The organism is Bacteroides sp. 2_2_4 (assembly GCF_000157055.1).
Classification (GTDB): domain Bacteria; phylum Bacteroidota; class Bacteroidia; order Bacteroidales; family Bacteroidaceae; genus Bacteroides; species Bacteroides ovatus.
This window is the reverse complement of the sequence record NZ_EQ973364.1, coordinates 161,074-183,211: the sequence shown is the minus strand read 5'-3', so window position 1 is coordinate 183,211 and position 22,138 is coordinate 161,074. Positions and strand designations below refer to the sequence as shown.

Here is a 22,138-nt window from a genome sequence, read left to right as displayed (position 1 = left end):
GCAATTATCAGTCCTCTGATACGCCAAAATAAGAAAAAATAGCAGTATAGTCAACCAAAGGAAACGAGTGTCAACGAGAGTACAAGTTAAACAACTGAGAATCAAAACATAATATTTATGTGTATACAATGAGAGTACAACCGAAAGACTAACCGTTTAAGCAATAGAGAGAGGATAATTAGCCTTTACCCTCTCTCCAATTCTATCAGAAACAAATATTTATTATTACCTAATTAATTCCATCCCGGGTTCTGATGTCCTTCCAACGCAGGATTAGCCTGAATTTCATCTAACGGGATAGGCCATAACAAAGCATATTCAGGAATGGCACCGGCTCTTGTGCTTCCATCTGGCTTGTTTTGGATTTGAGCCGATGCAAGAGCAGTCCATTTCAATTTTCCTGATTCTGTAGATGCTTCCGGATACAAACGAGTACGGCGAATGTCGTCCCAAATCTTAAATTCCAACGGTAACTCATGTAAACGTTCAGTCAAAATCGATTGTATTAAATCATTTCCTGTAGCCGTCTCATCTGCCAATCCAGCACGTTTACGCACTTGATTGAGATAATATTTAGCTCCACCGACAGCATTATCTTCATGATTTGTACGTGCCAGACCTTCGGCCGCAATCAGCAAGACTTCCGCAAAACGGAATACCGGCATATTATAATCACCGTCGTGACCGCTAATCAAAGCATTTTCATCAAACCACGCCCAGTTGCCTGCATTGTTCAAAGTATAAGTCTTTCCTGCAGCATCGGTATATTTCTTAAAGAAGAACTGTTTCTCATGTCCTCGAATATCATTAGAGGCATAGCTGTTAAGCAACATATCACAGGGAAGGTATGCATTATACAGCACGTCTCCTCCCGGATGGAACACTCCCCATTGGAAAGCATCTGTACCAATAGAACGACAAGCATAAGAGTTACCTACACTATAATCACTATAATTATATTCTTTAGCATAAATGATTTCTGCAGAACTTTTCGTAGTCTTGATTACATTATATGCCGAGCTCAAATCATCAGTCGTTCCATTTGGATGAATAAGTTCGTGAGGACTATCATTGATCACTTTCAAAGCCATCTGCGCTGCTTTTCCATAATAGTCTGTTCCACCGTTTAACGGTGCACCAGCCCATTGCAAATAAACTTGTGCCAGCAAAGTCTGCGCCATTGCCCTAGTGACATAACAGCCATTATCATAAAACGTTTTATTCGGCAATGCATCCCCGTTGACAATATCCAGCAAGTCGGCTTCAATTTTCTTATAAACCTCTTCAGCAGAAAGACGTTCTTTGTACATACCTTCTGTAGATGTGTAAGGTTCTGAAATATAAGGAACACCACCAAATTCTTTGACCAGCCAGAAATATCCATATGCACGGAAGAATTTACCTTGAGCCACATAATTATTAATAGTAGCTTCATCCAGCACACCGGTCATTGTCGGAATATTGGCAATAACAAAGTTGGCACGTGAAATACCTTTATAAAACTCATGCCAGTATTTCATTGCAATATCATCAAAAGATTCAATATTGAAATTACACCCTTCGGATGCCGTAGTAAATGTTCTATCCTTACGCTTATCAACGTACAATCCGGACACAATACCACCCCACATTGTCGCTTTAGGAGTCCAGCCACCGCCTACATCAGTGTTGTGTAAATAAGGTACACCACCGAAATACAATGCGTTCACACCCGACTCCGCATCAGCTTTCGTCTTCCAGAATTGGTCAGATGACTTCATATCCAATGGTTCTTCTTTCAGGAAATCGTCGCATGAATTCAGCAACACAGAAAGTGAACACATACAAAATGCAGATATATATACTTTTAATAGTTTCATAATTCTTATAGTTTTTATAACGGTGAATTAAAATGCTACATTAAGACCGAACGTAAACGTTCTCGGACGCGGATAGGTGAAGAATTGGCGGTTAGCCCCCCATTTGTTGTCACCTAAACGAGATGAGTTATCCGGATCATATCCGTTATAGTCCTTAGAAGTAATCAGGAATGCGTTATTCACATTCGCATACAAACGCAATGAAGACAGACCGATCTTCTTAATCAGTGTCGGATTGAAGGTATATCCGAGCTGAATCATGTTACAACGCAAATAAGAACCATTGCAAACCCAGTCATCATCTGCCTGGTTATTAGCTCCCTGACCAAAGTTATTCAGACGAATTGCCTGTTCTTTACCCGACGGATTGAGAGTTGGATGCCATGCTTCCTTATAAAGACGGTCTATACCGTTAGTTAGGAAACGGGCTACAGTAGAGTGATAATATTCTTGCATCACGTCCACCCCCCATGTAAACTGGAAGTCTAAAGTCAAATCAAATCCTTTATAATTGAAGGTATTGATGAATGAGCCCATCCAGTCAGGTAATCCGTTACCGATAATTTCGCGTTTCTTATAAGTTACCTTTTCACCAATAGTGGAAGGTATGTTCATTGTCTCCGGATCCCAGTTAGACGGAATACCATCGTAAATACCGGCACGCTTATAACCATAGAAAGAGGAAAGCTCTTCACCTTCACGAATCAACATATCGTAACCCACAAAACCGTCGGTCGTAATCTGACGCTTACCGGTGACAGGATCAACAGATGCACTTTCATCCAACTTCTCTACACGGTTTTTGTTGAAACCTAAATTAAGAGTGGAAGTCCACTGGAAATCATGTGTCTGAATAGGATATGCTGTAACCAGAATATCTACACCACGATTGGAAACGGCTCCAATATTATCCATAATGGAAGAGTAACCTGTTGATTCAGGAACCGGACGGTCGAGCAACAAATCCGAAGTATACTTATAATAATAGGAAATATCGAAATTCAGTCTGTTATTGAATAAACCCAACTCGAATCCTAAGTCCCACTGTCCTGTCTTTTCCCATTTCAGGTCCGGATTAGGCATATTGTCCAGATAAGACACTACATGCAGAGCATCACCAATGATCGTATTCGACTGGCTCACCGTAGCCAATGATTTATATGTACCAATTTCCGAATTACCTGTCAGACCGTAAGAAGTATGTAATTTCAGCTTGCTGATCAATGAGTTATCTTTCAAAAAGTCTTCATTAGAAATCATCCAACCCAAGCCGACTGACGGGAAAAATGCATATTTATTGTTCTGTCCGAATTTGGAAGAGCCATCATAACGACCGGTTACGGTAGCCATATACTTGTTGTCATAAGAATATGCCAGACGCAAGAAATAAGAGTTCATCGCCCACTTGTCGTAATCATTGCCTACAGAAGGACGGTTCGTTCCGGAACCTAAATTATAATATCCGTAGAAGTCATCAATATACTTACTGTCGGAAGCTTCGAATTTGGTATAATTATACTCTTGCCAAGACATACCCGCCATTGCATTAATGTGATGTTTGTTTATATCTTTCACATAAGTCAAATAGGTTTCTTCCTGCCAATACAAAGAGTTGGAGTTATTTGCAGAAGCTGCTCCCTCGGAACTTTGATTAATCATCGGACGCGGAGTGAACGGCGTATAGTTAGCATCACGATTATTGTGGTAGTCGATACCGAACTGGGTCTTCAAATCCAATCCTTTCATGAGATGGAAAGTCAAAGCAGCATTACCAAAAATCTGCGTACGATATTGCATAGCCTGCATCCGTTCGAGCAACTCAACGGGATTACCTACACCTTCCGGGCTGAATCCTTGTTTTCCGCTATTAGGATCAGTCTGATTATTGAGAATAGAGCTTGTATTAATAATGTTCGTCTGCGTATATTCACCATCCAGCTTAACCGGTAAGAAAGGCAACTGTTCGATCATCGTACGCAATGCGCCTTGTCCGTAAGGGTTATCAGAAGTTCTATTACCCCAAGTATGATTTACTAATAAATTAGCGGAAGTAGACAGCCAATCAGTCGGTTTGTCATCATACGCCAATTTTGCATTGATACGTTTGAAGTAAGAATTCAACAAAATACCCTGTTGATCGGTATAATTGATGAATGCTCCGATAGAAGATCCTTCTCCTGTACGTTGGATACTGATCTGATGGTTATGAGAGATGGCAGTGCGGGATGCTTCATCCTGCCAGTTGGTATTATATTTCGGAGAACCGTCTGCATTGAACAAACGTTCGTCTGTGAATATCTGTGACAGATCAGTTGTGAAGTTCTTGCCTTGAAATTCGTTGGCATTTTCCAATCCCTGCTTGAAGGTAGACATCCATTCGTTAGCATCCATTACATCTATTTTTCTAGCCATCTTACCGATAGACAATGAACCATCATAGGAAACATGGACTCCTTTTCCTGCATTACCGCGCTTGGTAGTCACCATGATAACACCATTCGCACCACGGGCACCATAGATGGCAGCAGAGGAAGCATCTTTCAATACTTCGATAGATTCGATATCATTCGGATTAAGCAATTCGAAGTTTGACATCACCACTCCATCTACTACGTACAGCGGTGATGCCGACGCGTTGATAGTAGAAATACCACGAATGATGACACGCGATTCTCCACCCGGCTGACCGGTATTAGAGAAGATATTCACACCGGCCACTTTACCCTTCAATCCGTCAAGCGCATTGAATGATTGTGCTTTCAGCATGTCTTTACCTTTGGCTGTGGAAATGGAACCCGTCAAGTCTGATTTGCGCATGGTACCATAACCTACAACGACTACTTCGTCCAGTGCTTTCGTATCCGATTGCAGAACTACGTTCAGAACATTACTCTTTAATTCCGAGACTTTAAATTCTTGTGTGATATAACCAATATACGAAAACACCAAGGTGGCATTGGAAGGAACAGAGAGAGTGTATTTACCGTTAATGTCAGTGATTGTTCCTGTACTACCGTTTTTAACTTTCACCGTACCACTGATAACCGCCTCTCCCTGATCATCGGTTACCGTACCGGAGATTGATTTTACAGATTGAGCATTCATGCCCAAACTCAACATCATACCTATTACAAATAAGGTAAGATACTTTAGTTTTTCATTCATAATTCCTTTAAATTTGATTAGTAATAAGGTTAATTCCCTTTAAAAAGATTGTTGCAAATAAAGGCTATTCGAATAAAAGTCCAATGCTCTACCTTGCCAAAAAAACGGCAAAATAAAGACACATATCTAAAGCACAGAATGGTAAATTAGAGCACAGATTAACACACTAATAATCAATACAATAAAATCGACAAAAGGAATTTAGAGCACAAGGTTGTGACAAACAAATAAATAATAATGTTTCCCAACTAATCACCTATACGAAAGAATTTAACCTGACAATCAGCATACCTTTCGCTGTTCCCGATAATCTTTCGGTGTCATCCCGAACCGACGGGTAAACTCTTTATAAAAATAAGACCGGCTGGAAATACCGACCTCCATAATAACATCTTGAATAGAAAGTTCTTCATCAAGTAACAGGCGGGCTGCCTTTTCCATACGGTAACTCTTTATTAAATCACCGGGAGCAGTATTGGAAATTTCCTTGAATTTACGATAGAACTGACGGGAACTCATTGCCATACGATCAGCGATCAACGTTGAGCCCAGTTCTTCCTTGTCCAGGTTTTCTTCAATCACCTTTAACAATTTACGAATAAAATCAGCTTGTTCGGTAGTTGTACAGACAATCTGTCCCGCCAAATCTCCCAGTTCCTCCATATATATCTGCTTCGCTTCCCGCTTTCCATAAATAGCATTATGGACAACTTCCCGCAAGAATAATATATCATAAGGAAGTACAATATAAGAATCAGACCACAAGATCAGTTCCCGCTGAATGGCCGAACCAACTTTCCAGGTTAACAATGGAATAAAAGCTGTCTTTGAAAGCAGAGTACGATTCCGGCTAACATACTCCATAAAAGTACTTTCAGCATTGGCATACATTGTCATATCCACTAATAATAGAGCCGGAGCCGACCGACGAATTTCGTCAAAAGCAAGCTGCACACTCTTTACTTGATGAACCACGTATTCATCAGCCAGGAAATTACTAATCAACCAAGTCATTTCATCTCTGTCTTCCAACAAAAGCACAGTTTTTTTCCCTTGTTCACCTGCTACTGTCAAGACCGCCGGTTCAAAGATAATCGTCAACCGACTACCACTCTCATCATCATCATAACGAAGAACGGCATGAATACGTTCCAAAGCTGACCGTACAAAACCTAAAAGTAAATGCACAACAAACACATGATCGGAATCTTTCTCCGTCACTGAAGAAGCTTTATCTGAAAGATATTCATACAACGCTTTCGCAGTAGCATCTTTAGAAGAAAAATGTAGCTGCATCTTACCATCCTGTTCTGACATTTCTACTATTACGCCATGAGTACCCTTCATTTCAGTAATCCGGAGATAGCAGCAATAAAGAATACTGTATAACGCATTCTTGTAAACTGGAAATGTTAAGTGTTCCGGAATCATTGACGATATAGAAGAATGATCAATCCCTTGTTCTTCCAACGTACGCAACACCTCTTGAGAAACTCCCTGTATACTCATACGCGCAGAAACAATAAACCGATCCGGAAAGAATTGTTTAAGTTCTTCCAAAAACAGAGCGTCAGGATTAAGAAGTGCGCTCATCACAGTTTCGCGTATCAGTGACACTTTCTCAAGACATTGCTCATAAGAAAGATTCTCTGCACGCAATTGGTCACAATAATTATAAATAAGAGTAAAATCTTCAAGCATCCTACGGTTTGTATATACAGTCTCGGATTTCCGGCAACTTTCTGTCCCCATCAGTGTTTTCATCATCCGTTCCTGAAGGTAGTTTTTACGTAGCAAATATATCACGTACCCTAACAACAACAAAAAAATGATCAAATAAACAAAATAAGCCGCCACCGATCGATACCAGGGAGAAAGGATATATACCGGAATAGAAAAATGCCGATATTCTGTATCAAATACATCCCTCTTATAGCGTACCTTAAAGATATAATCACCTGCCGGCACTCCTGTATATGAGGCTTCATTAATACTACTAAAAGAGGTCCAATCCTTATCATATCCTTCCAACTGGTAAGAATATTCTATATCTTCTCCTGATAAAAAATCCGGAACAACAAAAGAAAGTGCAAATGAAACCTCCGTCCCCTTCAACTGTAATGCCTTACCATCGTCTGTATAGTAATCTCCATCCCCCTGAACCACTTGCGTATGTCCAACAGTCAACTTACGTAACAAAATATCCGGATAAAATTCCGGAGCAGCCTGCACCTCTTTATCCAAATAAAGCAACCCGTCAATCCCACCGAAAAAAAGCTCCTGTGTATATGGACACATGTAATAAGCATCATCACTAAACTCACCGATTTGAACACCTGCACTGTAAAAGTAGGCATGTGATGAGCCATTTATCGGATTATATTTAATCAGCCCCCGATTCGTACCAAGCCATAAGAGTCCGTTCTCATCTTCAAGTACACCATGAATCATATCATTGAGCAAACCTTGCTCCCGTCCGATATAGGTAGCTTTCATCTGTTTGCCATTAGAATTCAAACATACCAATCCTGATGTTGTCCCTACATATAACAACCCTTCTTTGGTCCGATACAGGCTGAGCACATCGTCTACCGACTTATGAAGCATTTCTTTCAAAGAAATCACTTTATATTCTTCAGTCCGCTTATCAAACCGTACGAGTCCTTTCTCCCGACTGCCAAGCCACAAAATAGAATCCCCTTCGGGCAACATTGGATAGAACATCGTAATTTCTCGCTGACCGTGAAAAAAATGATAACTTTTCTGCGACTTGAAACGAATGGTACCTGCCTGCTTCTCAAGTATTAATTTATGAAAACCGGAACCGGCTGTCACCACATAAAGTACACTATCATTTTCCTCATAAATGCCATGTATCTCGGTGGGTTGTGCCGGCAGATTCTCCACAGAATGCAAAGCTTTGTCTTCAAAAGAATAGTAAAATAGTCCCGGATCTCCAGATCCTATCCAAAAGCCATCCATATAACGGCTTTGAACCAATTTATAAACAGGAAATTCTTTATTCCATCGTATATAAGACACAACATTTTGCTTTCCTTCAGGAGAGTAAACTGTAACGGCAGAAGCCTCCTCATTCTCACGATAATCCGGTATATGCAGCAGTCCATCACCTTTCGTCCCGAACCATAGTCCACCACTATCGTCTGTCATAACAGAACGTACCTGCCTGCTTAAGTTAGATGACAGTTGATTGAGCATCAAATTGGTGGCAATAGAATATTTCTTAGCATACATAATCGTTCCTTGTCCGTCCGAAGCAACCCATAAGACATTCTGATGAGGATCTCGATAAATACTATATATACGTACATTCCGGTCGACCACTTCTTCTTTATATTTTTGTGAAGTACGGAGACGGACTAACCCATTCGTTCGAAAACCAATAATAATATCTTCATAGAAAAGGGCTATTCCTGCAATAGTTCCATTCTTCTGCACTAATGAAGAAAGGTTACGAATATAAATTTTAGATTGTCGGGAAATATCATAAACATAAAGATCATGCTCACTATCGATAAAACAAAGAACGCCATTCTGATAAAAGACATCTTCAATAGGTTTCGCATGAAAATCAGTAGATGAAACAGTTGAATGAATTGATAATGTGTCACAATCAAAAGCATCCTGCGAAACCTGTAACAGCTCCCCTGTTTGTTGAGTGAAAATCCACAAAACACCATCATCCGTTACGAATGCCCGTTTATCCATATCTTCTACGGGTACTTTCAGATTCTTAATCTGTACAAATCGTTTATAAGATGTATTATAGTAGAAAATTCCACCATGACTCACCACCCATGTGTTTCCTTTAGAATTGGAATGTAGATAATAATCATCTGTAAAGTCATAATATCCGACAACTTGCCGCGAATCCTGTGAAAGACGATTGATACCCAAATGTGTAGAAATCCACAAACAATTATTATCTGCCTGCTGAATAGAATGGATTACATTATTACTCAAAGCTTTGGGGGCTGAAAAATCAGAACGAAAAACTTCCATGTTTCGGCCATCATAACAATTGACACCATCGTATGTACCAAACCACATCAACCCTGTATTGTCTTGAAAAAGACAAAGCACAGCACTATTGGATAATCCTTGCTGATAATCTACTTTCCGGAAGATATATGAATCTTTACCGCCATCTGCTTGACAGACCAATGAATAAATCAATAAAACAAAAGACAAAATCAAGCGTATTTTCATTGTGTTAATCATTAATATCATCTATTAAATATCAGGCAATCGCTTATATGTTCTGTTTCGTAGTGCGAAAGAAAATAGCCATTAATAATCGATGTCTTTAATTCTCTTTACACAAAGATACGTTTTTATACGGAAAATGCAACTCTATTTTATCAAGTACCTCTATTTTTCAGCAACTACTTCACTACTAATTCGCACAATCCAAGGATTCCGCCTCTTTCATTCTTGCCAATTCCCATCCGCGAAACAGCCAATCTTTGCCTCCGTCTCACCACCCCACACCGGAAAAAAATCCTGCCAATTAAAATTATCTGATACAAGAATCCATCGGCTGTTTGAACAACGAACACTGAACCATAATCTACTTTTGGAAAGAAATAAGTATCATTATCAGCTACGGCAGCCAACGATCCCATCATTATAAATAATGCAATCAGTTTTATTTTCATGTCGTACGTTTATCAATAAGCTGTTCAAAACCTGTTAGGTCTCTTGCTGATACTGTTACGGACATTAGCAACATTACTGGCAACACTTGTACTGTTTGTATGTTTTTCAATTTATTAGTTCCTTCCTAGTCTCAACAGAAGTGTATACACAAAAGAAGCGCGAGACCGCTAAACTTATATCCAAGTGCAGGTTCTGAACTACCTCTGTGTTGGATACAAGCAAAAACAGCTCACGCCCTTGACTGTATATCAGTACCTAGATGCAACATACAAACCAAAGGAAGAACGTTTTGTTTATTTCCTCAACACAGCTCGAATTGTCCAGATTCGCACTTGAGAAAAAGCACTAAACGCTTCCTTAATAATAAAGACGCCTCAAAGAACAGTACAAATATACTACAATTTTCCCTCAATTGTGCTTTTCATATATCAATTCTGTATAATTAAGCCATGTGTTTATCATTGATATAAGACCTATAAAGTTTTGTATATCAATTGATATTCTTGTGGCGTATCTATTCTAACGAAGTAGAGAAGTAAGCTATATAGATTAGTTTCCTCTCAATACTGCTTACTTCTCATGTAATCTATTAATAGAAAAGTTGCTCTTGATTAAGTCCAAACTTTCTTTTTATTAACAGTAAAGTTGCTTTTCATCCCTTCCAATCTATAAATGCAAGCTTCATTTATAAAAACAAAGGTTCCGTTTTTAAAAACAAAACTTGCATTTATAAAAATGAAGCTTGCATTTTAAGTTTGTAAATAACAAAAGAGAAGTTTACTATTGGACGAAAGGAAGTTTAGACTTAATCAAAAGAAACTTTATTGTTAATACTCAAGGAGAAGAGTAACTATCATTATTCAGTGGATATCATCCTAATAAAAAGTCTCGTATATCAATGAGACAACTTATTCAGTTATCTTTATGATATACGAGACTCAAATGTTATAAATAAAATCCTATTTTACAGGATATTATTTTGCTAATTCATTAATCACATCCATTATCTTCTGACCGATTTCCTCGGCAGCTTCCATAGTAGAAGCTTCACTATACACACGGATGATCGGTTCTGTATTACTCTTGCGCAAATGCACCCATTTGTCGGCAAAGTCTATTTTCACACCGTCGATATCGTTGATTTCTTCGTTCTTATAGATTTCCTTCACTTTGGCAAGGATAGCATCTACATCGATTTCCGGAGTCAAGTCTACACGGTTTTTAGCAATGAAGTAAGGAGGATAAGTAGCACGGAGCTCGCTAACCTTTTTTCCTTCGTGAGCCAGATGGCTAAGGAATAATGCGATGCCTACCAATGCATCACGTCCGTAGTGACTAGCAGGATAAATTACTCCACCATTTCCCTCACCGCCGATAACGGCATTGGTTGCTTTCATCTTCGTTACAACATTTACTTCGCCTACGGCAGAAGCGCTGTATTCCATTCCATACTTGCGAGTTACATCACGCAAAGCACGAGTAGAGCTCAAATTAGAAACAGTGTTACCGGGGGTATGTTTCAGTACATAGTCGGCAACAGTAACCAGTGTATATTCTTCACCGTACATTACGCCATTCTCGCAGATCATTGCCAGACGGTCAACATCGGGGTCTACAACAAAAGCTACATCGGCCTTTCCACCTTTCATTAAGTTCATGATGTCACCGAGGTTCTTTTCAAGCGGTTCGGGGTTGTGTTGGAAATTGCCGGTAGGTTCACAGTAGAGTTTTTCTACATGTTTCACACCCAAACGTTCAAGAAGTTCAGGGAGAATGATACCGCCTACAGAGTTCACACAGTCAATCGCTACACGGAAATTGGCTTTCTTGATAGCTTCTACATCTACCAGGTCGAGAGCCAATACACTGTCGATATGTTTCTGATTATAAGTCAGGTCTTTGCGGTAAGATCCCAGATGGTCGACATCGGCATAGTCAAATTCTTCAGCTTCAGCAATACGAAGTACTTCGTTGCCTTCGGCTGCATTCAGAAATTCACCATGTTCATTCAGCAATTTCAGTGCGTTCCACTGTTTCGGGTTATGAGAAGCTGTCAGGATAATACCGCCACAGGCGCCTTCCATTGTTACAGCAAGTTCTGTGGTCGGGGTAGAAGCAAGATCAATGTCTACTACATCCCAGCCCATTCCCATCAATGTGCCGACTACTACGTTTTTTACCATTTCACCGGAAATGCGGGCATCACGTCCCACAACAATCTTATTACTCTTTGCCTTGCAAGTTCTACGAATCAAAGTAGCATAAGCCGAGGTGAATTTTACAATGTCAAGCGGGTTCAGTCCTTCTCCCGCTCCTCCGCCGATAGTTCCGCGGATTCCAGAGATAGATTTGATTAGAGTCATAGGTTCTTTAGTTAAAGATTTGATTTATCTAATGTTAGTGCTTTAGCTTTTTGCTTTCTCGAACTTCCGGATATCATAGAAATAAGGATTGACATATTGTTGTGCAGTTGTATGTCCCATCTTAGAAGGCACAATCAGGCGTACATGCGCATTATTACGCAAATAAGGTAAGGCAATCAGCCATCCGGATGGAATTGCAGTTCCATAACCTTTACTATTCCATAATAAATCGTAATCCAAACTACCGGATAAAACGATTCCATAAACAGTAGACGTGTTTTGCACATAACGGAATGTTAATGGAAACTTATAATAATCAGGAACATCCATCCATCTTTCCAAAGGAACATTGAAACATGTAGTATCTCCTGTCATCATATCCTGTTCTACATAGCGGGTACAAATGACATTATTGTTAGCAAAAGTATCTATCTCATTAATAACTTCAACTCCATTCTTATCCTCTTTTCCTCCACGATCTACGATCTGCATATATACGCCATTGGAGAAAGCAACGTATTCGTCATATCCATTCCCCGCTTCTTTAGAAGCTGTAATCGTATCCCGTTCAAACTCTTCCAATGAAATGACACGAATATCATTATCTTTGATGAACTTATTCACCGCATTTTTCTCGTCTTCCAGCATTTCTGCATAAGTCTTCGAATTGTCGCATGCCTGGAACAGACTTCCGGCGGTTAACAAAGAGAGAAATAAAAATACAAGTTTTTTCATTATCTGTTATTTAGCTATATTCCGCACAAATGTATCTCAAAATCATTAAAAGTTGAAAGGGGGAAGTTGAAAGTTCGTATCTTTTAACCTTTCCATATTCACTTTTAACCTTCCATCTTTAGCTTTTCGCTGTTAGTAAAGGTTTATATTTCTCAAGCGCCTTTTCAAAGACCGCTTTTGCCTCTTCCATCGTTCCGAAAAATTCACCGCCTGAAGCATTCAAGTGACCTCCTCCATGGAAGAATTCGGCAGCTAACTGATTGCATGGGAAGGTTCCTACTGAACGAAGGGATATTTTAATCATCGGTTTCTCGGTATCTTCCCTCAAAAAGCAAGAGAAACAGACATTTTTAATGGAAAGAGGAATATTAACAAAGCCTTCGCTATCGCCTTTTATATAGTTGAATTTACTTTGCTCTGCTTTTGTCAGGGTGATTAAAGCCGAATTATAATCCGAATACACAGTCATGTTCGATAATACATATCCCATCAAACGTAAACGGCTCTCCGAATAGGTGTTGTACACCTTACGATAAATATCATCTTTATCGATTCCTTTAGAAAGGAGTTCGCTAATGATAAAATAAATCTCCCGGTTGTTCGAGTTATAGGTGAACCCACCGGTATCTGTCATCATCCCTGTGTAGATACATTCTGCGCCTTCCTTAGAGATATCACTGAAATATCCCATACGGCAGATGAGACGGAATATCAGTTCGGAAGTAGAAGATATTTTGGGATAGGACATTACTATCTTACAGAAATCTTCGGGATATAAATGATGATCGATCATTATTTTACGTGCCGGAGAAGCGGCCACAGCATCTGCCATATCGTCGATACGCTTCAGTGCATTGAAATCGAGGCAACAGATGACGTCTGCTTCGGCGATCAATTTATCTGCAAAGTCTTTGTAACGGTCATACAACAGGATATCCTTACTGCCCGGCATCCACCGCAGAAAATCGGGAAAAGCATTCGGCACAATTACGTTTACTGTTTTCTCTTGTGAATCTAAAAAATGATATAATCCCAATGAAGAACCGATAGCATCGCCGTCAGGAGAAACATGAGATACAATTACTATTTTGTCAGCTCGTTCAAACCATTTGGTAAAATGGTCTATTTTGGCTTGTTCAATTACTTTCGTCAACATACTCTTATACTTTATCAAGGTGCAAATGTACGATAAATCTTTGTACTTAGAGCAAAAAGCGGACAGAACCTTCGTCGGATAGCGAGATAAACCGCAGACCGGATTGCTTGCATTCGCTTTCAAGGAGGTGTCTGCGGTATTCCGAGAGAGATGCGTCCAATATGACGTAAGAGAAAGAAAAGATTCGGGTGAGCTCTTCCAGATGTCCGTCATATCCTTTGCATAAGTAAAGATACTGAATATATAACGGAGAAACGGTGGTTTTGTTCCGCCAATGGTTATCATTTATTACACAAATATGACAGCCATGATAGGATATAATCTGCTGCTGACGATTAAGTACCATATACCGGCAATCGCCAGTTATTTCTTTGGGAGGCAGAAGGTGATGATGCTTCCAATAGTTAGCAGTCATGCGTTTCAGACGTTTTTCATTGGGGATAGTATCTACATAGTTTATCCAGGAACGTCCATCGCTCTCAATGCAATGTACTGCAGGGCAACCGCGCACGTTATAGAAGACCAGACTTGTCCGGGGACGATCTAGCCAATATAATGTTGCATGATAAGTCCCTAGTAATAAGATAGTAAAAAGACAAATCAATAAATTCCGGTATCGACGGTTCATGAAATAATAGGTTAACAAAAAGCCAACGATATAGATACCCAATATTTCTGACTGATAAAGCCAGATTCCATCTATAGAAGCGTAAGGAAGCTGTTCCACCCATCGGACGAAGAAATTAAGTCCTTCCAATAGTTTCTTAACACCTTCGGCCACTACGATCTGAAGCCACGAAAGAGGAGTCAGAAGAAGCATAATGACAGCAGCATACAGGATAATCGTAATGAAAGGAATAACAACCAAGTTCGTCAATAGAAAATGTACAGAAAACCGGGAGAAATAAAACATGACAAGCGGAGCTGTTCCTATTTGTGCAGCAACAGACACACTTATCAGTCCCCAAATATATTTTCCTATTCTACCTTTCACCGTAATCAGGTGATAGATTGGCTTTTGAATCAATAGGATGGAAGCAACAGCAAGGAAAGAGAGCTGGAAACCAACATCAAACAACCATGCCGGATTGCAGAATAACATCAACCATGCAGCTGCCGCCAATGTATTTAAAGATAGCGGTTGGCGACCAACCATATCTGCCATTGCTAAAATCGAAAACATACTGACCGAGCGTACTACCGAAGGAGAAAGTCCTGTGAAAAAGGCAAAAGCCCATAATAGGATAAGAAGAAGAACAGAACGTATAACTCTACCTATATTTCCTCTTCGGGCAATAGGTTTCAGTATGAAAAAAAGCAATGTATATAAAAGCCCGATATGCAAACCGGATAGAGCTAGAATATGACTTGCACCGGCCACCGAATAACTTTCACGAACCGAATCACTTAATTCCGTTTTGTCTCCTATGGTCAGTGCTGAAAGTACAGCCAGTTCATCGCCGGAAAACCCTAGTTTCTGATAAAGTGAAATCATCTTTCTTCGGCAAGAGCTGGCTATACTTTTGAGATCAAGGTTATTCATTCCGTCCTGTTTTGTCCATTTCCCGGATGCAACATATCCTGTTCCACTGATTCCTTTCCGCATCAGGAAGCGGGCATAATCAAATTCATCAAAGTTGCGATTGTTGAGAGGGGGAGAAATACGGGCAGAAATCAGCAGTTCATCTCCACTTTTCAACCGGGTGACGGCCGAATCTTGCTGTAGATAAAGGATTGCAGTACGTTCTATCGGATATGTGCCGGCAGTATCACGACGTTCCTTTAATAATGTCTGGCAGAGGTAGGTATGTTCTTTCGCTTGAGGTGCATCCGTTATTAAAACCCGATACACTGTTTCTTCTTCCGGAAAAGAGTAGACAGCGTGTTGTAATTGCCAAGTTATTCCAAGCCATCCTCCTATAAAACAAAGGATAGAGACTGCTAATCCAAAACACCATCGCAAAGAATGGCGTTTCAGGAAATAAAGCACAAATAATAAAGCAATACAAAGTCCAAGGGCTAGAATACTCCAAAAAAGTTCCCATGAACGGTCAAAAAAATGATCTCCACAAAAAACGCCTGTTATCCAAGGGATAATCAGGCGTATATAGGGATATCGATGGATGTAAAAAGTACTCAACTGATGAGTTACAGTTCGTGCAACTGACTAATCATCGCTTCCGGATCGGGTGCCGCAAAGACAGCATTTCCAGCCACCAGCGCATCGGCTCCCGCCTCAACCAAGCGGGCACCTGTTTCCAGATTCACCCCACCGTCTACTTCAATGAGCGCTTTCGAACCTGTCCGTTCAATCAGGGCACGCAGCTCACGAACTTTTTCTACTGAATGTTCGATAAACTTCTGTCCGCCAAATCCCGGATTCACGCTCATGATAAGCACCATATATACATCCCGGATAATATCTTGTAAAAGAGCTACAGGAGTGGCTGGATTGATAGTTACAGCAGGCTGCATCCCAGCTTCTCTGATTTGTTGAATCACCCGATACAGATGCGGGCAAGCTTCATAATGTACATTCATCGTATGAGCGCCCAACGCTTTTACCTCCGGAATAAACTTTTCCGGATTCACAATCATCAAATGCACATCCAGCGGTTTCTGGCTTAACTTCGCCACATATTTCAGTACCGGAAAGCCAAATGAAATGTTCGGAACAAATACTCCGTCCATAATATCAATATGTACCCACTCCGCTTCACTGCGGTTTACCATTTCAATGTCCTTTGCCAAATATCCAAAATCGGCAGAAAGAATGGAAGGAGCGATAATCGGTTTCATAATTCTTTTATTTTAGGTTCTAGCCGTCTCTTATTCGGGACGTTTTATTCTATTTATAATCTAATGGCTTGCTCGTTTTATTCTGCTCATCCGATTAATTACTTCATCAGACAACCATCTTCCAGGTGATATCCACGAAGCAATTCATCTATTTTCAGACGTTTTTTACCGGGAAGCTGTAAAGAAAGAATAGATACAAATCCATCCGGTACAGCTACTTTCATGAATTTTTTTCCATCGGTCACAATTGTTCCTGTAGCTAATTGATGTGATTCATAAATCTTCTCGCTTTCAAATATCTTCACGACCACTGCTGCTCCTTCTTCAGAAGTAATCAGTTCACTCCAGGCAGCAGGATAAGGTGATAATCCACGGATAAAATCATATATCTTCTTCACCGGCTGATTCCAGTCAATCCGACAGGTTTCTTTAAAGATCTTCGGAGCAGGACGAAGTTCACCGACAACCGCCATTTCTTCTTGAGGAATCGGTTTTACCGTTCCATTCAATATAGCGTCTACCGTTTCAAGAACCAGTTTTCCTCCCAGTACCATCAACTTATCATGTACCACTTCCACATTATCCGTATCTGCAATAGGTACATGTACTTGCTGAATGACTTCTCCGGTGTCTATCTCGTGTTTCAAAAAGAAAGTAGTAATTCCTGTTTCCGTATCACCATTGATAACCGCCCAATTAATGGGCGCAGCTCCACGGTATTGAGGAAGCAAAGAAGCATGAAGATTGAACGTACCCAGTCGTGGCATATTCCATACCACTTCCGGCAACATACGAAAAGCAACTACAATCTGCAAGTCCGCCTTCCATTCACGCAATGCTTCTACAAAAACCTCATCTTTTAACCTTTCCGGTTGAAGTAACGGTAAATTTTGTTCAAGCGCATATTGCTTTACAGGAGAATACTGAATCTTATGTCCGCGTCCGGCAGGCTTATCGGGCATTGTAATCACACCCACTACATTATAACCGCCTTCTACTAATTGACGCAGGGCCTCTACCGCAAAATCGGGAGTCCCCATATATACTATTCTTAAATCTTCTTTTTTCATAATCGTCTTATAATCTGCATAGCAACCTGTTATCTGCATAACCCCGGCTCCGGCATCTTGCCGATTGTCGGTTAGTCTTCAGAGAAATGTACCAAAACTTGCCGGTATGAATTAAATATCTTCGATTTAGAAACAAATCCCTGATATCGCCCTTCTTCATCCACTACCGGAAGATTCCAGGCTTTCGTATCATCAAACGTCTGCATCACCTGCTCCATTCCATCCGTATCGAATATCTTGGCAGGGGCAGATGTCATTAATTTATTAACAGTGAAACGGTGATAAAGTTCTTGCCGGAACATAATGTTACGAATGTCGTCAAGAAGTACAATACCTAACAATTCACCTGTTTTTTTATCTGTCACCGGGAAGACATTTCGATGGGAAGCAGCAATTGCTTTCACTAATTCGCCCAAATCCATTTCCGGATGTACGACAACGAAATCTTTCTCCACCACATTCTCCATCTTCATCAACGTCAACACAGCTTTATCCTTATGGTGTGTAAGCAACTGTCCCTTCTTAGCTAAACGCATCGAATAGATACTATGAGGTTCGAAAGCTATAATGGTCAGATATGAACTTACAGATACAATCATCAACGGAAGAAATAAATCATATCCCCCTGTCAATTCAGCGATCAGGAACACTCCTGTCAACGGAGCATGCATAACGCCACTCATCACTCCCGCCATCCCCATCAATGCAAAATTCTTTTCCGGCAAATAAGCGGAGAAAGCAAAGTCATTGCTAAAATGAGAAAAGACAAACCCGGCGATACATCCCAGATAAAGCGAAGGTGCAAAGATACCACCACAACCACCGCCACCATTCGTTGCACTGGAAGCAAAGACCTTCAGCAGAATAATCAGCATCAGATAAACCAGCAGCAAATTGCCATAACCATAAAACATAGAATTGTTCATGACCGTATCCCACTCTGCCGCAGACGTTCCATTCAGCAAAAGATTAATGGTATCATATCCTTCACCATAAAGAGGCGGGAAAAGGAAGATCAATATACTCAACATCACACCACCGAAAGCCAGTTTCTTATAAGGGTTGTTGAGTTTACCAAAGACACCTTCCACCGAATTCATGGCACGCGTAAAGTACAATGAAATCAGTCCGCAAAAAATTCCCAGTAAAATAACGAAAGGAATACGTTCCAGTTCGAATGCCTGATCTAAATGAAACTTAAACATAGCCTCCGTACCGGTGATTATATATGAAACGGTTGCCGCTGTCACGGCAGAAATCAGCAGGGGAAGTAAAGAGGACATGGTCAAGTCGATCATCAAGACTTCCAATGTAAATACCAATCCCGCAATCGGAGCTTTAAAAATGCCGGCAATCGCACCTGCCGCGCCACAGCCGACGAGCAACATCAGCGTGCGGTGCTCCATCTTGAATACACTCCCTAAATTGGAACCGATTGCCGAACCTGTCAGTACAATCGGCGCCTCTGCTCCAACCGATCCACCAAACCCGATGGTGATCGCACTGGCAATGGTAGAGGACCAGATATTATGTCGCTTGATACGTCCCTGTCTACGGGAAATAGCATATAGAATTTTGGTGACTCCATGACTGATGTCATCCTTAACAATGTTACGAACAAACCAACCTGCAAGAAAAATCCCGACTACCGGATATACCAAATACAGGTAGTTAGCTTCCGTTGCATTAAAATTATCAGTTAGGAAATTCTGTATCTGATGGATAAAGAATTTCAATATTAATGCGGCAAACGCTGTGAAAATTCCGACCAGGAAACTTAATATCAGAATAAATTGCTTCTCCTTTATATTCGCTTCCCGCCATTTGATGCAACGCTGTAATAAACTAAGTTTTTCTCCCTTCATTTATTCGCGAATTATCTTTATCACTCCACCTTTTTCCAACTTAATAATACTTGAGGGTCTCGGCCGGCTCATATCGTCCTGGCGAAAGCCAACGATATAATCTACCGCCGATTTGATTTCATCACTGATTTCGCTAAAATTAGCCGCACCCGGCTGCCCGCTGACATTAGCCGAAGTAGAAACGATTGCTTTACGGAACTGCTGACAGAGTCGTCTGGAAAAATCTTCATTCGTCACCCGAATCCCTACACTACCATCCTCGGCCAGCAAATTCGATGCTAAGTTACGTGCTCCGGAATAAATAATCGTCAACGGCTTGTCGGCAACTTCAATCAAATCCCATGCAACATCAGGCACATCCTGTACATAAAAATCTACTTTAACCGGAGAGTCTACCAAGACCAGCATAGCCTTGCTGTCAGCGCGCTTCTTAATCTCATACACGCGGCGTACAGCCTCTTCATTAGTCGCATCACAGCCTATACCCCATACGGTATCGGTGGGATAAAGGATCACTCCTCCTTCATTCATCACCTGACAGGCTTTTTTAATATCTTCTATCATTTCTTGATTAATTTCCGTTAAGAACAAGATGCAAAAATAACACTTTTATTCCATTTAGTGAAATCTAGCCCGACGTTTTTAAATTCCCCTTTCAAATCAGCTATTCGCACACAAGACAAGAGTTTAACTATCGAACAATGATATAGGTTGATACCACAAGCCATACAAAAAGAAAGAACGATGTAATCCATTGTGAGAATCTACATCGTTCTATAAAAAACAGATCATTCAATAAGTCATACTAAATACTGTCAGTTTTTCCAACTGTTATCCAGGTTCGGATTTAAAATCACGTCTTCATAAGGATAAGGAACATACATCTTACTGTCATCCCAAGTTCCTGTGACTGCTACAGCTTCTTTCCTGAAAACATCGTGCGCCACCTCAATAGGCTCATTTAGCTTACGGGATTCAAAATGATCCTTATAACGGTACATTCTAAACATATCCCTGGCTCTGCTGGCGATTCCTCCCCAATAGTATCCCGCCATTTCCCAGCCATGTTCATCGTAAGCCGCTTCCGCCAGTTTATCAGGAGACATATCCGTCGTATATTTATCAGTATCTTCACCATCTGCCCTGTTGCGTACCTCGTTTAGAACTTTGACCGCCTGATCATTGATCTCTCCCGCACGCCCTGTCGCTTCGGCATACCAGCAATATACTTGCGAAAGACGTAACAACTGGAATGTTTTCTCACCCGACGCATTGACTACGGTAGGATTTGTATAATCAAATTCTGTTCCACGCACCGCTCCTTCTGCAGTTTTCATAAAGACGGGGGCGACTACTTCACGAGAAGCAGGATCGGTATCATACCACCAATCATATAGTTTCCCGTCGCTAAACATGATTTTAGGGAAATACGTAGCATCTTTACGAGGGCCTTCAGGAAAGTTCTTCCAAAATTTGATTTCCCCATTCGTATCTCCCCAACCGGCCTGTTTCATATCCTGAAGGAAATCAGTTAAAGGAGCGGCCTGCCCCATCGCATCCCTGTTATAGTAGATACCTAACAGCAGCTCCGTATTCTTATTATTGTACTCCCACGAATATACCTGACTATATTCCGGTAGCAGTTTATAATAATAAGTGCCATTATCTGCACCGTCTATCACTTCTTTGGCTTTAGCGGCAGCCAGTTTATAATATTCAACTCCTTTATTAAGCGGCCACCCCGCCATACACATATAAACATAAGCCATTGTTGCTTTCACAGCTCCTTCACTTACGGCAATATTCATTCCGTTTCTGGCATAAGGTTCTTTTGTATACATTGCGGGACAACCGGTTTCGGCTATTTTCAGGTCAGACAGGATCAGTTCGTACACTTCTTCCTCTGTCTTTAAGGGAGCATTATAATCTATTTCTTCTTTCAGCATAATGGGAACTCGTCCCCAAGTCGTCACCAGATAAAAATAAGAGTAGGCTCTCCAATAATGCGCCTGTGCAATAGCCACCTTAATATCCTCTTTCGACACCTCCGGCGTACGCTCCGCATTATTAATGATAAAATTAGCGGCCTTGATAACTTTGAAACGCTGTTCCCACATACTGGACAACCACGAGTTATTGTCTTTCACATCAAACTGATCATGCTCACGGAGAGGCTGCTTATTACTTGAAGGATGAGTGGAAATATCGTCTCCCACCAAGAAGTTCGTACCACAAAGGTTATTACTAGCCTGTGAACTTGCTATCACGGAATAGAGAGCCGTCAGTGAAGCATCCAAATCTTCCTTGTTGCTGAAATAGGTATCCGAAGGCAATTGTCCTTTCGGATCTTCTTCCAGGAAATCACTACACGAAGTCCAACACAAAGCTGCCAGAAGAGCAGGCAAAACTTTCATTATAAAGGTATATGTTATTTTCATACGGTTAT

At 40.7% G+C, this 22,138-nt stretch carries 13 protein-coding genes; all 13 read right to left on the bottom strand.

Features of this window, described 5'->3' with window-relative positions:
• Nucleotides 1-233 precede the first annotated feature (233 nt).
• Nucleotides 234-1,859 carry a RagB/SusD family nutrient uptake outer membrane protein gene (locus BSCG_RS07480; protein WP_004311031.1) on the bottom strand — a complete coding sequence of 542 codons (1,626 nt, stop codon included), beginning with the start codon at nt 1,857-1,859 and terminating at the stop codon, nt 234-236.
• Nucleotides 1,860-1,886: 27 nt separating this feature from the next.
• On the bottom strand, nt 1,887-5,024 hold the full coding sequence (locus BSCG_RS07485) for a SusC/RagA family TonB-linked outer membrane protein (protein WP_004311032.1): 3,138 nt from the start codon (nt 5,022-5,024) through the stop codon (nt 1,887-1,889).
• Nucleotides 5,025-5,306: 282 nt separating this feature from the next.
• Nucleotides 5,307-9,266, bottom strand: a complete 3,960-nt coding sequence (locus BSCG_RS07490; RefSeq protein ID WP_004311033.1) for a helix-turn-helix domain-containing protein — start codon at nt 9,264-9,266, stop codon at nt 5,307-5,309.
• A gap of 164 nt (nt 9,267-9,430) precedes the next feature.
• Nucleotides 9,431-9,703: a hypothetical protein gene (locus BSCG_RS07495; RefSeq protein WP_008776735.1), complete on the bottom strand. Its 273-nt coding sequence runs from the start codon at nt 9,701-9,703 to the stop codon at nt 9,431-9,433.
• Nucleotides 9,704-10,678: 975 nt separating this feature from the next.
• Nucleotides 10,679-12,067 (bottom strand): phosphoglucosamine mutase, encoded by a 1,389-nt coding sequence (gene glmM, locus BSCG_RS07500; protein ID WP_004305440.1) that lies wholly within the window; start codon nt 12,065-12,067, stop codon nt 10,679-10,681.
• A gap of 42 nt (nt 12,068-12,109) precedes the next feature.
• Entirely contained in the window at nt 12,110-12,802 is a 693-nt protein-coding gene (locus BSCG_RS07505) for a DUF4827 domain-containing protein (protein WP_008776734.1), read from the bottom strand.
• Between the two features lie 118 nt (nt 12,803-12,920).
• Nucleotides 12,921-13,958 (bottom strand): DHH family phosphoesterase, encoded by a 1,038-nt coding sequence (locus BSCG_RS07510; protein ID WP_004311034.1) that lies wholly within the window; start codon nt 13,956-13,958, stop codon nt 12,921-12,923.
• A gap of 46 nt (nt 13,959-14,004) precedes the next feature.
• A complete protein-coding gene (locus tag BSCG_RS07515) occupies nt 14,005-16,098 on the bottom strand; it encodes a ComEC/Rec2 family competence protein (protein WP_032849647.1) in 2,094 nt (697 codons plus the stop codon).
• A gap of 8 nt (nt 16,099-16,106) precedes the next feature.
• Nucleotides 16,107-16,757, bottom strand: a complete 651-nt coding sequence (gene rpe, locus BSCG_RS07520) for a ribulose-phosphate 3-epimerase (RefSeq protein ID WP_008776732.1) — start codon at nt 16,755-16,757, stop codon at nt 16,107-16,109.
• Nucleotides 16,758-16,855: 98 nt separating this feature from the next.
• The gene (gene fmt, locus BSCG_RS07525; protein WP_008776731.1) at nt 16,856-17,827 is read right to left on the bottom strand and encodes a methionyl-tRNA formyltransferase; all 972 of its coding nucleotides are present in this window, start codon (nt 17,825-17,827) and stop codon (nt 16,856-16,858) included.
• A gap of 71 nt (nt 17,828-17,898) precedes the next feature.
• Nucleotides 17,899-19,692 carry a chloride channel protein gene (locus BSCG_RS07530; protein WP_004297305.1) on the bottom strand — a complete coding sequence of 598 codons (1,794 nt, stop codon included), beginning with the start codon at nt 19,690-19,692 and terminating at the stop codon, nt 17,899-17,901.
• Nucleotides 19,693-20,256 carry an L-threonylcarbamoyladenylate synthase gene (locus BSCG_RS07535; protein ID WP_004297304.1) on the bottom strand — a complete coding sequence of 188 codons (564 nt, stop codon included), beginning with the start codon at nt 20,254-20,256 and terminating at the stop codon, nt 19,693-19,695.
• A 251-nt stretch (nt 20,257-20,507) separates the two neighbouring features.
• Entirely contained in the window at nt 20,508-22,130 is a 1,623-nt protein-coding gene (locus tag BSCG_RS07540) for a RagB/SusD family nutrient uptake outer membrane protein (RefSeq protein WP_004305446.1), read from the bottom strand.
• Between the last annotated feature and the right edge of the window lie 8 nt (nt 22,131-22,138).

Coding starts and splice junctions, on each gene's coding strand:
- BSCG_RS07480 (WP_004311031.1), bottom strand. CDS start 1,859: ATGAAACTATTAAAAGTATATATATCTGCATTTTGTATGTGTTCACTT.
- BSCG_RS07485 (WP_004311032.1), bottom strand. CDS start 5,024: ATGAATGAAAAACTAAAGTATCTTACCTTATTTGTAATAGGTATGATG.
- BSCG_RS07490 (WP_004311033.1), bottom strand. CDS start 9,266: ATGATTAACACAATGAAAATACGCTTGATTTTGTCTTTTGTTTTATTG.
- BSCG_RS07495 (WP_008776735.1), bottom strand. CDS start 9,703: ATGAAAATAAAACTGATTGCATTATTTATAATGATGGGATCGTTGGCT.
- glmM (WP_004305440.1), bottom strand. CDS start 12,067: ATGACTCTAATCAAATCTATCTCTGGAATCCGCGGAACTATCGGCGGA.
- BSCG_RS07505 (WP_008776734.1), bottom strand. CDS start 12,802: ATGAAAAAACTTGTATTTTTATTTCTCTCTTTGTTAACCGCCGGAAGT.
- BSCG_RS07510 (WP_004311034.1), bottom strand. CDS start 13,958: ATGTTGACGAAAGTAATTGAACAAGCCAAAATAGACCATTTTACCAAA.
- rpe (WP_008776732.1), bottom strand. CDS start 16,757: ATGAAACCGATTATCGCTCCTTCCATTCTTTCTGCCGATTTTGGATAT.
- fmt (WP_008776731.1), bottom strand. CDS start 17,827: ATGAAAAAAGAAGATTTAAGAATAGTATATATGGGGACTCCCGATTTT.
- BSCG_RS07530 (WP_004297305.1), bottom strand. CDS start 19,692: ATGAAGGGAGAAAAACTTAGTTTATTACAGCGTTGCATCAAATGGCGG.
- BSCG_RS07535 (WP_004297304.1), bottom strand. CDS start 20,256: ATGATAGAAGATATTAAAAAAGCCTGTCAGGTGATGAATGAAGGAGGA.
- BSCG_RS07540 (WP_004305446.1), bottom strand. CDS start 22,130: ATGAAAATAACATATACCTTTATAATGAAAGTTTTGCCTGCTCTTCTG.